Annotated in this window: 14 protein-coding genes; 8 read left to right on the top strand and 6 right to left on the bottom strand. The window is 33.7% G+C overall.

Annotated features, from left to right (window positions below):
* Entirely contained in the window at window positions 1-468 is a 468-nt protein-coding gene (locus V7P59_RS00340; protein WP_333807565.1) for a CYTH domain-containing protein, read from the bottom strand.
* 84 nt (window positions 469-552) lie between these two features.
* Here V7P59_RS00340 and V7P59_RS00335 point away from each other — a divergent pair, with 84 nt between their 5' ends.
* The 4 genes from V7P59_RS00335 (at window position 553) to V7P59_RS00320 (ending at window position 4,934) form a co-directional block, all read left to right on the top strand.
* Entirely contained in the window at window positions 553-2,577 is a 2,025-nt protein-coding gene (locus tag V7P59_RS00335; protein ID WP_333807564.1) for a recombinase, read from the top strand.
* A gap of 3 nt (window positions 2,578-2,580) precedes the next feature.
* Window positions 2,581-3,678 (top strand): DNA polymerase IV, encoded by a 1,098-nt coding sequence (dinB, locus tag V7P59_RS00330; RefSeq protein WP_333807562.1) that lies wholly within the window; start codon window positions 2,581-2,583, stop codon window positions 3,676-3,678.
* A gap of 43 nt (window positions 3,679-3,721) precedes the next feature.
* Complete coding sequence (locus tag V7P59_RS00325) at window positions 3,722-4,252, top strand: hypothetical protein (protein ID WP_333807560.1); 531 nt, start codon at window positions 3,722-3,724, stop codon at window positions 4,250-4,252.
* A 166-nt stretch (window positions 4,253-4,418) separates the two neighbouring features.
* On the top strand, window positions 4,419-4,934 hold the full coding sequence (locus V7P59_RS00320) for a PAS domain-containing protein (protein WP_333807559.1): 516 nt from the start codon (window positions 4,419-4,421) through the stop codon (window positions 4,932-4,934).
* Between the two features lie 74 nt (window positions 4,935-5,008).
* On the opposite strand, the gene pyk is transcribed toward V7P59_RS00320, so the two are convergent.
* The 5 genes from pyk to V7P59_RS00295 all read right to left on the bottom strand — a co-directional run bounded on the left by pyk (window position 5,009) and on the right by V7P59_RS00295 (window position 9,436).
* Window positions 5,009-6,439 (bottom strand): pyruvate kinase, encoded by a 1,431-nt coding sequence (gene pyk / locus V7P59_RS00315; RefSeq protein ID WP_333807556.1) that lies wholly within the window; start codon window positions 6,437-6,439, stop codon window positions 5,009-5,011.
* Between the two features lie 5 nt (window positions 6,440-6,444).
* On the bottom strand, window positions 6,445-6,918 hold the full coding sequence (locus V7P59_RS00310) for an IPExxxVDY family protein (protein WP_333807554.1): 474 nt from the start codon (window positions 6,916-6,918) through the stop codon (window positions 6,445-6,447).
* Between the two features lie 103 nt (window positions 6,919-7,021).
* Window positions 7,022-7,765 carry a ribonuclease III gene (gene rnc, locus V7P59_RS00305; RefSeq protein WP_333807552.1) on the bottom strand — a complete coding sequence of 248 codons (744 nt, stop codon included), beginning with the start codon at window positions 7,763-7,765 and terminating at the stop codon, window positions 7,022-7,024.
* A 2-nt stretch (window positions 7,766-7,767) separates the two neighbouring features.
* Window positions 7,768-9,021 (bottom strand): beta-ketoacyl-ACP synthase II, encoded by a 1,254-nt coding sequence (gene fabF / locus V7P59_RS00300; protein WP_333807549.1) that lies wholly within the window; start codon window positions 9,019-9,021, stop codon window positions 7,768-7,770.
* 178 nt (window positions 9,022-9,199) lie between these two features.
* Window positions 9,200-9,436, bottom strand: a complete 237-nt coding sequence (locus tag V7P59_RS00295; RefSeq protein WP_002988156.1) for an acyl carrier protein — start codon at window positions 9,434-9,436, stop codon at window positions 9,200-9,202.
* A 173-nt stretch (window positions 9,437-9,609) separates the two neighbouring features.
* Between V7P59_RS00295 and purN the strand changes: the two genes are divergently transcribed.
* The 4 genes from purN to V7P59_RS00275 all read left to right on the top strand — a co-directional run bounded on the left by purN (window position 9,610) and on the right by V7P59_RS00275 (window position 13,654).
* Window positions 9,610-10,176, top strand: coding sequence for a phosphoribosylglycinamide formyltransferase (purN, locus tag V7P59_RS00290; protein WP_333807523.1), 567 nt, complete (start codon window positions 9,610-9,612; stop codon window positions 10,174-10,176).
* 9 nt (window positions 10,177-10,185) lie between these two features.
* The gene (gene rnhA / locus V7P59_RS00285) at window positions 10,186-10,665 is read left to right on the top strand and encodes a ribonuclease HI (RefSeq protein WP_333807521.1); all 480 of its coding nucleotides are present in this window, start codon (window positions 10,186-10,188) and stop codon (window positions 10,663-10,665) included.
* Window positions 10,666-10,744: 79 nt separating this feature from the next.
* Entirely contained in the window at window positions 10,745-11,674 is a 930-nt protein-coding gene (locus V7P59_RS00280; RefSeq protein ID WP_250580067.1) for a PfkB family carbohydrate kinase, read from the top strand.
* Between the two features lie 81 nt (window positions 11,675-11,755).
* Entirely contained in the window at window positions 11,756-13,654 is a 1,899-nt protein-coding gene (locus tag V7P59_RS00275) for an amidophosphoribosyltransferase (RefSeq protein WP_333807518.1), read from the top strand.
* The last annotated feature ends 550 nt before the right edge of the window (window positions 13,655-14,204 follow it).

Raw genomic sequence — 14,204 nt, 5'->3', positions numbered from 1 at the left:
TTACCAAGATTTATAAGGTTTGATACTTAAATAAGCATTGTAGTAACGTTCGTCAGCAGTAACTTCTTCACCTAGCCAATTGGGTTTTTCAAAAGAATCGTTTTCCGATTGTAATTCGATTTCGGCAACAATTAAACCATCATTTTCGCCAGAAAAAACATCTACTTCATAGGTGTGATACCCCATAGGAACTTCGTAGCGAATTTTATCAATAACACCTTTTTCACAAAGGGATAACAATGCTTCCGCTTCAAAAAGAGCAATTTCTTTTTCCCATTCAAAACGACTCAGGCCTGATTCGTTTCCTTTTCCTTTTATTGTTAAAAAACCTTTATTTCCTTTGATTCTTACTCTAACTGTTCGCTCTGGGTTTGAATTCAAATAACCTTGTACAATTCTAAACTGAGCTGTACTTTCGGAAATAAAATCAGTTGCCGTAACTAAAAATTTGCGCTCTATTTCTGTCAAAATTTAATATTTATTTAGGCTTCTAAATTACGAAAAAATCCATTCAATTCGTATCTTTACCCATATTAGACCATAATCTATAATATGCTACGAAGAAAAAACAGTGTTACGCCAAGCAGTATCATTAGAAAATATTTTAATGAATTGCAACTTTGGAAAAACGAAGAGAACGATATTGATATATTGGTTCAGTTGGTAAATGCTATTCGTCCAAATCAGCCAAAAAAAATTACTCGTTTGAGCATTCTTCCTTTAATCGAATTTTTTACGAATAACGAAGTTGAAAGAATAAATTTTGTAGCCTATTTGCACACTGTTTTAGAAAATAAAAATTTTGATACTATATTAACCGATGCTGGAATTTTACAAGACATCGATTTTTTCTACGAAATTAAAAAACGCATTTTTGCCAAAATTCTTCCTTATCAAGCACCAAAAGACACGTTACAGTATGTGTTAAACCAGATTTTTTATTTGGATTCTGATCCTATTTGGATTAATAAGATTCCGAAGGCAGAATTAGAAACACTTTTCGATTTATTTCAATTCAACACTATTTATGAATCAGTTTCTGAAAATACGCCTTTGTATGAAGTAATGCAAGCGATTAATATGTTATCGCAACGTACTAGTGGAAAAGCATTAGAAACAGAGGTTATAAAAATGGTGCCCGAATATTCAGGTTTAGAAAGTCCGTTTGCGGCATTTGAAAAAGAATTGTTCACAATAGAAAATACAATTCGTACAAAAGAAGCGGAATTTTATACAACTTCATCTGACATCAATTACAAGCAATTATTGTTATTGCATAAACAATGTAATGATTTTGTGGAGAAAGCTTTTCAAAACACCTCTAAATACGGAATTTCGTTGCGTGTAAACCAAAACCTATTGTGTATAAAACAACAATTGTATCGCATAGGTGTTTTAATTCCACTTTTAGTAGTTGATAAACCAGAAGAAAAGAAATCAAAATCAATTGAGTTAGCTATTAAACTAATTAAATACAATTGTTTAAAAACGAATGTAAGAAAATTGTTTGCCGAAAGTACGCAATTGCTTTCCTATGAAATTACACAGCATACTGCAAAAACAGGAGAACATTACATAACGGAATCTAAAACCGAATATTTCAAAATGTTGTATGCAGCACTTGGCGGCGGTTTAATTGTAGGAATGTTATGTATTATCAAATTGTTATTGTCTAAAGTAGAAACTTCTCATTTTGGTCATGCTTTTTATTACAGTATGAATTATTCGTTTGGATTTATTGCGATTTATCTTTTAGGATTTACGTTAGCAACCAAACAACCTGCCATGACCGCTGCGGCTTTAATAAGCGCTCTAGAAGATGGTTTAAAAAAGCAAGCCAATGGGGATGGAGAAAAACACAAAAGTTTCGCTATTTTATTTGCTCGATTGTTTCGCTCTCAATTTATTGCCTTTGTTGGAAATGTAGTGATGGCGTTCCCTATAGCTTTGTTAGGAATTTGGCTTATCGATATAGGTTTTAATTACAACATTGCCGAAACAAAATGGGAAAAATTAATAACTGATTTAAGTCCGATACATTCTATGGCGATTTTTCATGCCGCTATTGCTGGATTTTTCTTGTTCTTGTCAGGAATTATTTCTGGAAGTATTGCGAATCGTGATAAGCATTTTGATGTGTATTATCGAATTAAAGAACATCCATTGTTAAAGTTAAATTTTGGAAAAGTAAAAGCCGAAAAAATTTCGAAGTGGTACGAACGCTATTGGGCCGGAATTATTTCCAATTTTTGGTTCGGAGTTTTCTTAGGAAGTACGGCTTCGGTTGGATTATTTTTAGGATTGAATTTAGACATTAGACACATCACTTTTGCCAGTGGAAACTTAGCCTTAGCTATTTACGGTGCCGATTATATGGTGAATAATGTGATGTTGTTTTGGGGCGTTTTAGGTATCGGAATTATTGGTTTTGTGAATTTTATTGTAAGTTTTAGTTTATCGCTTGGATTGGCGTTTCGTTCGCGCAATATTCCGTTGGCAGAGTTACGCCCAATTATTACTTCGATAAAACAACATTTCTTTAGAAAACCAATGAGTTTCTTTTTTCCTACTGAATAAGTTATGAGTGAGCACTACCGAAAAATAATTCACGTAGACATGGATGCGTTTTATGCATCGGTAGAGCAAATGGATAATCCAGAGCTGAAAGGAAAGCCTTTGGCTGTTGGCGGAAGTGAAGTTCGTGGTGTGGTTTCAGCAGCAAGTTATGAAGCTAGAAAATTTGGTGTTCGAAGTGCGATTAGCGGCATTCAAGCGAAGAAATTGTGTCCCGATTTGATTTTTGTGCGACCAAGATTTGATCGGTACAAAGAAATTTCAAAGAAAATCAGAAAAATATTCCATGATTACACCGATTTAATCGAACCATTATCGCTCGATGAAGCCTATTTAGACGTTACCGAAAACAAAAAAGGCAATCCCAGTGCCACATTAATTGCACAAGAAATCAGAAAACGTATTTTTGAAGAAGTTGGACTCACCGCTTCCGCAGGAATTTCTGTAAATAAATTTGTAGCAAAAATCGCTTCCGATTACAACAAACCAAACGGACAAAAAACGGTAAATCCAGATGAAGTAGAAGCGTTTTTAGAAAAATTAGATATTAAAAAATTCTATGGTGTTGGAAAAGTTACTGCAGAAAAAATGTATCAACTGGGTATTTTCACGGGTTACGATTTAAAGCAAAAACCGTTAGAGTATTTAGAGAAGCACTTTGGCAACAGCGGTTTTCATTATTACCAAATTTGTCGTGGCATTCACAACAGCGCAGTAAAACCAAATCGTAAGATAAAATCCGTAGGAGCGGAACGTACTTTTGGAGAAAACTTATCTTCCGAAATTTTCATGGAAGAACGTTTACAAAGCATAGCCAAAGAACTAGAAAAACGCCTTCAAAAAAGCAAAATCTCCGGGAAAACCATCACCCTAAAAATAAAATACTCCGATTTCACCTTACAAACCAGAAGCAAAACTTTACCTTATTTCGTAAGCGACAAAAACATCATTTTAGATGTTGCCAAAGATTTACTCTACCAAGAACGCCTAAGAAACTCCGTAAGATTATTAGGAATTTCCATCCACAACCTAAACAACGAAGAAAAAACCAAAACCGATTTGCCACAAAAAAGTGTTTCAGTACAATTGAAGTTTGAGTTTTAAGCGAAGATTTTTTTATATTGCGAGGTAAATTACATTCAGAATAATGACAAAATATATATTTATCCTATACTTTTTAATATTTGATTATCAATCTGTTTTCGCATGTAAATGTGAATCAAATGAAGATATTAAGAAGGAATTTAATTCAACAGATATTGTTGTTCATGGCAAAGTAATTTCAAAAAAAAATGTCACTTTTATAAGTACTTTAAATAAAAAAGGACTAAAAAAAATTAATTCTAAAAATGTATTAGATAGAGATATAAAAGAACACTTAAAAAATGAAGATATTTTAAAAATTGAGATGGAAATTCTCTATTCTTATAAAGGAAAAAGATTAAAGAAAAACATTTTTATTTACACGAGCAGAAATTCTGCAACATGTGGATATAAAGATTTTAAAGTTGGTCAAGAATATCAAGTTTATTTATTTAAAAATTGTTATTTTGGGTTTAACTATAAAAAAGCAAATTTAGACGATTCAAGCTATAATGGTTATTGGACAAATACTTGCACTAGAACAAAGCAATTTTCGATGGAAGAAGATAAGGAGCTTAAAAGATTGAATTATTAATTTTAAAACCCTTGAGCAAATCCTTTCAGACTCATTAAAAAATTCCGTTCTGAAATTCAAAACGGAGTTTTTTATTTCAATTTCCCCACTTAAACAATCGTTAAAATTGTTTTTTCTAATTTGTTGCTTCATTTTTCTTTTTAGTTTTAACGCAAATTACAAGGATATGGAGTTTAAAGTTTATGATGCTGCGTTTGCAAAACAGTATGAAAATGGGGCTATAAAAACAATGCCGTTAGTGTCTTGGGATATTTATTCTCAGTTTTTATTGCAAACCAATGTGTTGCTTCATGATGTTAATTCGTTACATCAAATTGCCAATAAAAATCAATGGAAATCGGTTTGGGATTTTAAAGAAAGTTTACAGGAAGAAACGGTTATCGTGGTTACCGATGCACAATTAAAAATTGTTTTTGCTAGTAAAAACATCAAAAAAATGAACGGTTACGAAGCACAAGAAGTTATTGGAAACTCACCAAAAATGTTTCAGGGTCCAAAAACAGATTCCAACATAAGTTTCGAAATCAGACAAGCCATTTTAAATAAAGTTCCGTTTGAGAAAAACGTAATCAATTATTGCAAAGATGGTTCGTTATACAAATGTCACATCAAAGGATTTCCTGTTTTCAATGATAAAGGAGTAGTAACTAATTTTATCGCATTTGAGAAAATAGCGGCTTAAAACGGAAATATATAATAAACAAAAACGAGTGCTAGTAATGTAGCACTCGTTTTTTTATAACTGTAAAGCAAAGCTTATTCTATTTCAGAAACTCGCATCGTGTTTACCATTCCTTTTGCTACGATAGGCATTGCAGCTAAGTTGACCACCATATCGCCTTTTTTCACGTATTTCTTTTCTTTACAAATCGTGTTGATATCGTCGATGGTATCGTCTGTACTTACTAACTTGTCATAGAAATACGCTCTAACTCCCCATAATAGGTTCAATTGCGTTAAAATACGTTTGTTAGACGTAAATACCAAAATATGCGATTTTGGTCGCCATGCCGAAATTTGGAATGCCGTGTAACCTGAATTAGTTAACGTTGTAATCGCTTTGGCATTAATCGTATCCGCCATTTGTGATGCGTGGTAACAAATCGATTTGGTAATATAACGTTGATTTTTTACTTGTGGTTGCGATAACGGCACTTTAATTAATGGCGAATCTTCCACACTTTCAATAATACGTGTCATGGTTTCAATAACCTCCACAGGATAATTTCCTACCGAAGTTTCTCCAGATAACATTACTGCATCAGCTCCGTCCATTACTGAGTTTGCTACGTCGTTTACTTCGGCACGTGTTGGGGTTAATGAGGTAATCATCGTTTCCATCATTTGTGTTGCCACGATTACTGGAATACGAGCCGTTTTTGCTCTGTGAATCAATTTTTTCTGAATCAAAGGTACTTCTTCAGCTGGAACTTCTACACCTAAATCACCACGAGCTACCATCAAACCATCACAAAACGCAACGATTTTATCAATGTTCTCAACTGCTTCTGGTTTTTCAATTTTAGCAATAATCGGAATTTTATGATCCGAATGTTCTGCAATTAAATCTTGTAAATCTTCTAAATCTTTTGGAGTTCTGACAAACGATAATGCTATCCAATCTACTTTGTTTTCGATAGCAAATTTAGCATCGCGAATGTCTTTTTCTGTTAAAGCAGGAAGCGAAACTTTTGTATTTGGTAAATTCACTCCTTTTTTCGATTTCAAAGGGCCACCTTGAACAACTACCGCTTCAACTTCAGTGTTTTTATCGGTTTTAGTTACTTCGAAAATTAATTTTCCGTCGTCTAATAAGATTCTTTCTCCTGGATTTACGTCTTTTGGAAATTCTTTGTAGTTCATGTAAACACGCTCTGCCGTTCCTAAGATATCTTCTGCAGTAGTAAAGGTAATTTTGTCGCCTTTGCTTACTACTACGTCTTCTTTCATAACGCCTACACGTAATTTCGGACCCTGTAAATCGGCTAAGATGGAAGTAGTGTAACCAAACTCATCGTTTAGTTCTCTAATCATATCAATTCTGGCACTAACATCGGTATAATCAGCGTGCGAAAAGTTAATTCGGAAGACATTAACTCCAGCATCCACCATATTTTTAAGCACTTCTTTTGTACTACAGGCAGGACCTAGCGTAGCTACAATTTTAGTTTTTTTGTTTGTCGGCATTTTAATTAAAAAATTAAATTATTTTTTGATTTTAAGTTTGTTGTATCAACGGAATAAGCAGTGGTTACATTTTTGATTTTCAATATGTTATCGATGATTTCATCAGCATCAAAGCCATAATCGATATTTTCAATTTTAATCAAATAATCTGCTTTTTTATATTCTGGAAGTAAAAAAACGGTGATGTCAACTTGTTCAAAAAGCGAACTCGTTTGTTTGTTCGAATTAATAATCGTGGTTTTATTTTCGATTAGGGTCCAAATTACATCGTTCTTTTCATCATCAAAAGCGAAATTCTCAAAAGCGCTTTTTCCTTCCGGAATAGCGATTTCTATGTAGTTATCATTTTTTTGTAACTGCAATCCCAATTCCTTGTTTAAGCAATACGCTAATTTGTAATCTTCTAAAGATGAATGAATGGCGATTAACTCATAATCATCTGAAATAAAATCGTTTATTTGAATTTTATGAATGGCCATTTTCCAAAATTAAGTCGTAAATATAAGGCTAAAAATCGTTAAAAACTACCTGTTTGGCAGTTCTTAACGATAATTTATAAACTCAAACGTTTGAGTAGTGGAATTATTTTTTCGAAATTTTTTCTTGAAAGACAAAATAGGCTCTTTGGGCTGCTTTTTCTTCCGCTTTTTTCTTTGAAGTAGCTCTAGCTTTAGCGATAATTTTGTTGTTAATCGACAATTTTACGCTGAAGTATTTTTGTCCTTCTTGTCCGTTATCTTCGATAAAATCAAAGGCGAAAGGTACTTTTTCTTTTTGACACCATTCGATAATTAAACTTTTGTAACTGATGACTTTACCTTCTAATTTAGCAATGTCAACATACTGTTTAATGATTTTATTCTGGATGAATTTTTCGCAATAAGTAAAACCTTTATCCAAATAAATGGCGCCAATAAATGCTTCAAACAAATTACCATGAATGTTTTCTCCAAATTGACTCGAATTGACTTTGCTTTCTACAAATTGGACTAAGTTGAAATCACGACCTAGTTCATTCAAATGTTCTCTACTTACAATTTTAGAGCGCATTTTTGTCAAATATCCTTCATCTCCCGAAGGAACTTCACTATATAAATGAGCTGCTATAACACTTCCTAACATAGCATCGCCAAGGAATTCTAAGCGCTCATAATTAAAAGGATTTCCTTTTTCGTCTACTTTATTAGCTGAGCGATGAGTAAATGCTTTTTTGTAATATTTTAATTCATTGGGCTGAAAACCAAGAATTTTGGTAATTTTTTCAAAAAAAATCCCGTCTTCTTGAGAACGGGAATTTTTTCGTATTTTATTAAATAAACGACGCATGTTTAGTTCTCAAATTTTTTGAATAAAACACAAGCGTTATGTCCACCAAAACCAAAAGTATTACTCATAGCCACTTTAATATCGCGTTTTTGTGCTTTATTTAAAGTTAAGTTCAACGATGGATCAATGTTTTCGTCTACAGTTGTATGATTAATCGTTGGAGGCACAATACCATTTTGCATTGCTAAGATAGAAGCAATTGCTTCAATAGCACCAGCAGCACCAAGTAAATGACCCGTCATCGATTTAGTCGAGTTAATGTTGATGTTTTTAGCATGATCACCAAAAACTGCTTTAATTGCTTTTAACTCAGCAACGTCTCCAAGAGGTGTTGAAGTTCCATGTGTGTTGATGTGGTCTACATCTTCTGGTTTTAAGCCAGCATCACGTAAACAGTTTTCCATTACAGCAATAACTCCAATTCCTTCAGGATGTGGAGCTGTTAAGTGATACGCATCAGAAGATAAACCACCGCCACCTACTTCACAGTAGATTTTAGCACCACGCGCAATCGCATGTTCGTACTCTTCTAATACTAAAGCACCAGCGCCTTCACCTAAAACAAATCCATCACGAGTAGCATCAAATGGTCTTGAAGCTGTTTCTGGACTATCGTTTCTGGTTGATAAAGCTTGCATTGAGTTAAATCCGCCCATACCTGCAATTGTTACAGCTGCTTCAGAACCACCTGAAACAATTACATCACACATTCCTAAACGGATGTAGTTGAATGCATCTACTAAGGCATTTGCCGAAGAAGCACAAGCGGAAACCGTAGTATAGTTTGGTCCCATGAAGCCATTTCGCATAGAAATGTGTCCAGGAGCAATATCAGCAATCATTTTAGGAATAAAGAATGGATTAAAACGCGGTGTTCCATCACCAGCGGCATAATTCATTACTTCGTCTTGGAAAGTTTGTAAACCTCCAATCCCAGCTCCCCAAATAACTCCAACTCTATATTTATTTACATTTTCTAATGTAATTCCTGCATCTTTGATGGCTTCGTCACTGGCAACAATTGCGTATTGAGCAAATTTATCCAATCTACGAACCTCTTTTTTGTCGATAAAATCCTCAACATTGAAGTTTTTAACCTCACAAGCAAATTTGGTTTTATGCTTTTCGGTATCGTAATAAGTAATAGGGGCAGCGCCACTTTTTCCGTTCACAAGACCGTCCCAATATTCTTGAAGAGTATTTCCAATAGGAGTTAATGCTCCAAGACCTGTTACAACAACACGCTTTAATTGCATATTCTAATTTTTAAAATATCGTTTAAACAAATAATACCCGTGTATTCTTTAATTATTAGGAGTAAAGAGACAAGGGTATTTCAATATATTGTGATTGAATTTCAATCAAAAATAGTCTAATTTTCTTTAAAATAATAAAAACCCGTATGCCAAAATAAGCACACGGGTAATTTATTTATTATTTTTTAGCTTCCTCGATGTAAGAAATAGCTTGACCTACAGTAGCAATGTTTTCAGCTTGGTCGTCTGGAATTTGGATATCAAATTCTTTTTCGAACTCCATAATTAGCTCAACAGTGTCTAATGAATCAGCTCCTAAATCGTTTGTGAAGCTAGCTTCTGCTACAACTTCGTTTTCGTCAACTCCTAATTTGTCTACGATAATCGCTTTTACTCTTGATGCAATGTCTGACATAATCTTTAATTTTTAATTTAATTTGTTGGCAAAAATAAAAAACTTTATTTTAAAACCACCTTTTTGTTACTAAATGTGACTACGAAAATAAAAAAAAATATTCACAAAGGCTGCTTTTTTTTATTTTTTACCAATAATTATTCTTTTTTTTGTGGGAAGAAATCCACACTAAAATGAAGAATATTGTGCTTTTTGCTTCCGGAAATGGTTCCAATGCAGAAGAAATAATTAAGTTTTTTAAAAATAGCGAATTTGGAAAAGTAGTTGCCGTTTTTTCTAATAAGGCTGATGCCAAAGTGTTAGATCGAGCAAAAAATCATAACATTCCTTCAGTCGTTTTCAATAAAACTCAGTTAAATGAAGGTTTTGTGTTGGAACAACTACATCAATTTCAACCTGATTTAATCGTTTTAGCTGGATTTCTACTAAAATTTCCCGAGTCTATATTAAAGGAATATCCAAAAGTAATCAATATTCACCCAGCTTTATTGCCAAAATACGGTGGAAAAGGCATGTATGGCATGAATGTACATCAAGCTGTTTTGGATAATAAAGAGAAAGAAACTGGAATCACTATTCATTATGTAAACGAACATTACGATGAAGGTGAATTCATTTTTCAAAAAGCTGTAAATATTGAAGATTGCAAAACAGCGGAAGAAATTGCGCAAAAAGTACACGAATTAGAACATCAATATTTTCCAACAGTTATTTCTGAAATTCTAAATTCTAAATTCTAAATTTAAATTTTGTTACACGAAGTCCACATATACACAGACGGCGCTGCCAAGGGAAATCCTGGGCCAGCTGGCTATGGCGTGGTGATGGAAATGGTGGGGACTCCGTATAAAAAAGAATTTTATGAAGGTTTCCGATTATCGACTAATAATCGAATGGAATTATTAGCGGTAATTGTAGGTTTAGAAAAATTAAAAAACCCAAAAACCAAGGTTTTAGTCGTTTCGGATTCCAAATATGTGGTGGATGCTGTGGAAAAGCGTTGGGTGTTTCAGTGGGAAAAAATCAACTTCAAAGCCAAGAAAAATCCCGATTTATGGATGCGTTTCCTAAAAGTGTACCGAAAACACCAAGTCGATTTTCAATGGATTAAAGGTCACAATAATCATCCGCAAAACGAACGCTGCGATCAATTAGCGGTTATGGCTTCGCAACAAGAAAAATTGTCTATTGATGAGTTTTACGAAAGAGAAGAAGGGAAGTTGTTGTAGTGTATTAACTTTTAAACATATAAACTTTTAAACTTCTAAACAAAAACTTATCTTTGCACCTTATTTCAAATTCATATTGATGAACAAATTATTGATAGTAGGAACAGTAGCTTTTGATGCTATTGAAACACCTTTCGGGAAAACGGATAAAATTTTAGGAGGAGCCGCAACTTACATTGGTTTGGCGTCTAACTTTTTTAATGTAGATGCGGCAGTAGTTTCTGTGGTTGGGGAAGATTTTCCAAAGGAATATTTAGATTTATTAGAAAACAAAGGAGTAAATATCGAAGGAATCGAAATCGTAAAAGGTGGAAAAACCTTCTTTTGGAGTGGCAAATACCACAACGACTTAAATTCTCGTGATACTTTAGTGACAGAATTAAATGTTTTGGCAGATTTTAATCCAGTGGTGCCACAAGCATATAAAAACTCGGATGTAGTTTTATTAGGTAACTTACACCCAATTGTACAATCAGGTGTTTTAAACCAAATGTCTGAAAGACCAAAATTAGTCGTTTTAGATACGATGAACTTTTGGATGGATTGTGCTTTACCAGAATTATTAGACGTTATCAAACGTGTAGATGTAATCACTATTAATGATGAAGAAGCGCGTCAATTATCAGGAGAATATTCTTTGGTAAAAGCGGCAGCTAAAATTCATACAATGGGACCAAAGTATGTGGTAATCAAAAAAGGAGAACACGGTGCTTTATTGTTCCATAACAAAGAGGTTTTCTTTGCTCCAGCGTTACCATTAGAAGAAGTGTTTGATCCAACAGGAGCTGGCGATACTTTCGCAGGAGGTTTTGCGGGTTACATTGCGCAATCAGAAAATATTTCATTCGATAACATGAAGAATGCGATTATTTATGGTTCTAACTTAGCGTCTTTCTGTGTGGAGAAATTTGGAACAGAGAGAATGGAAGCTTTAGATAAAAAAGAAGTAAACTCGCGTTTGCAACAGTTTAAAGCTTTAACACAATTTGAAATCGAATTAGAAGAATAAAAACGTGCCTCGAAATTTCGGGGCATTTTTTGTTTTAGAATAAAATAAGAATTACAACAACCTACAACAACACAACAACTTATGAGTGACGCAATCAAACACGAATGTGGAATTGCACTACTGCGATTAAAAAAACCGTTAGAATTCTATAAAGAAAAATACGGAACCGCTTTCTATGGAGTACAAAAAATGTACTTGTTAATGGAAAAGCAACATAACCGCGGTCAAGACGGAGCCGGATTAGCAAGTATTAAATTAGATGTAAATCCGGGTGAACGATACATCAGCCGAATTCGCTCCAATGATCCGCAACCTATTAAAGATATTTTTGCTCAAATCAACGAGCGTATCAATGGCGAACTAGAAGCACATCCTGAATATCATAATAATGTGGCGCTTCAAAAACAAAACATTCCTTATGTAGGCGAAGTATTTTTAGGTCACGTTAGATATGGAACTTTTGGTAAAAACAGCATCGAAAGCGTTCATCCTTTTTTGCGTCAAAATAACTGGATGCATCGCAATCTAATCGTAGCTGGAAACTTCAATATGACGAATGTTAAGGAGTTGTTCCAAAATCTTATCGACTTAGGACAACATCCGAAACAAATGGCGGATACTGTTACCGTAATGGAGAAAATCGGTCATTTCTTAGATGATGAGGTGACCCATTTATACAAAGAATGTAAACACGAAGGCTATTCTAAAAAAGACGCTTCTCCAATTATTGGGGAACGATTGAATATCCAACGCATTTTAGAGCGCGCTTCTCGTAATTGGGATGGAGGATATGCTATGGCAGGTTTATTAGGTCACGGCGATTCATTTGTAATGAGAGATCCAGCAGGAATTCGACCAGCATTCTTTTATGAAGATGATGAAATTGTTGTAGTAGCTTCTGAACGTCCTGTTATTCAAACCGTTTTCAATGTTGGTTTTGATAAAGTCCAAGAATTAAACCCTGGAAGTGCTATTATCATCAAGAAAAACGGAAAAGTTTCCATTGAAGAAGTTAGAACACCTTTGGTAAAAAAAGCATGTTCATTTGAAAGAATTTATTTTTCTCGTGGAAGTGATGCCGAAATTTACCAAGAACGTAAAGAATTAGGAAAATTAATTTTCCCAAGTGTTTTAAAATCTATCGATAACGACACAGATAACACCGTTTTCTCTTATATTCCAAACACAGCTGAAACTTCTTTTTACGGAATGTGTGAAGCGGCTCAAGATTTCTTAAATCAGCGAAAAGCAAAAATGATTATCGAGCAAAAAGATACGTTGACGGAAGACACCTTGAAAGAATTACTTTCAGTAAAAATCAGAACGGAGAAAATTGCGATTAAAGATGCTAAATTAAGAACGTTTATTACCGAAGATAGCAGTCGAGACGATTTAGTGGCTCATGTTTACGATGTAACGTATGGTGTGGTAAAACCAACCGATAATTTGGTAATTATTGACGATAGTATAGTGCGAGGAACAACTTTAAAACAAAGTATCATCAAAATGATGGATCGTTTACATCCAAAGAAAATCGTGGTCGTTTCATCAGCGCCACAAATTCGTTATCCAGATTGCTATGGAATTGACATGGCGAAATTAGAAGGTTTAGTCGCTTTCAGAGCAGCTCTAGAATTATTGAAAGAACGTAATTTATATCACATTGTAGAGGAAGTATATAAGAAATCGAAAGCTCAAGAAGATTTTAAAGATGCAGATGTAGTGAATTATGTAAAAGAAATTTATGCGCCATTTACCGATCAAGAAATTTCAGATAAAATAGCCGAAATGCTAACACCAGATAATACAAAAGCAGAAGTAAAAATCATTTACCAAACAGTTGAAGATTTACACAAAGCTTGTCCAAAAAATTTAGGTGATTGGTATTTCACAGGTGATTACCCGACGGATGGAGGTAACAGAGTGGTAAACAGAGCTTTTATGAATTTCTATGAAGGGAAAGATGCTCGAGCATATTAAAAAAAGCATTTCATCGAATTTTTATTTCGTTTAACAATTTTTTTATAGGAATACAAAATCTCGTCATACTTTAGCTCTACCAGAAAATTAGTAGGTTAAATTTATGGTAGATTTGGGGCAAAAAGGGTACGCTTGCGTACCTTTTTTTTGTTTTAAGGTTAACTTTATTTAGAGATACTACCTTAATTTATTAAAAATACGCATTTCATCGATTTTTTATTTCGTTTAACAATTTTTTTATGCTTGCATACTATCTTGTACTACTTTAGTTCTACCAAAAAATTAGTAGGTTAAGTTTTATGGTAGATTTGGGGCAAAAAGGGTACGCATTGCGTGCCTTTTTTTTGATTAAAAAGGTCTTTTTTTGTTAGTAAAAATATAAATAAACGCATTTTATTTTTGTGAAAATGCATTTCATCGACTTTTTGAGCTGTTCAACAATTTTTTTAGAGATATTTATATGACTATATCTACTTTAGCTCTACCAGAAAATTAGTAGGTTAAGTTTTATGGTAGATTTGGGGCAAAAAGGGTGAAAGCAATTTCACCT

The sequence above is a fragment of the Flavobacterium sp. genome, from assembly GCF_036782315.1.
Classification (GTDB): domain Bacteria; phylum Bacteroidota; class Bacteroidia; order Flavobacteriales; family Flavobacteriaceae; genus Flavobacterium.
Note: the sequence above shows the minus strand (reverse complement) of the source record. Positions and strands in the feature narration are given on the sequence as shown.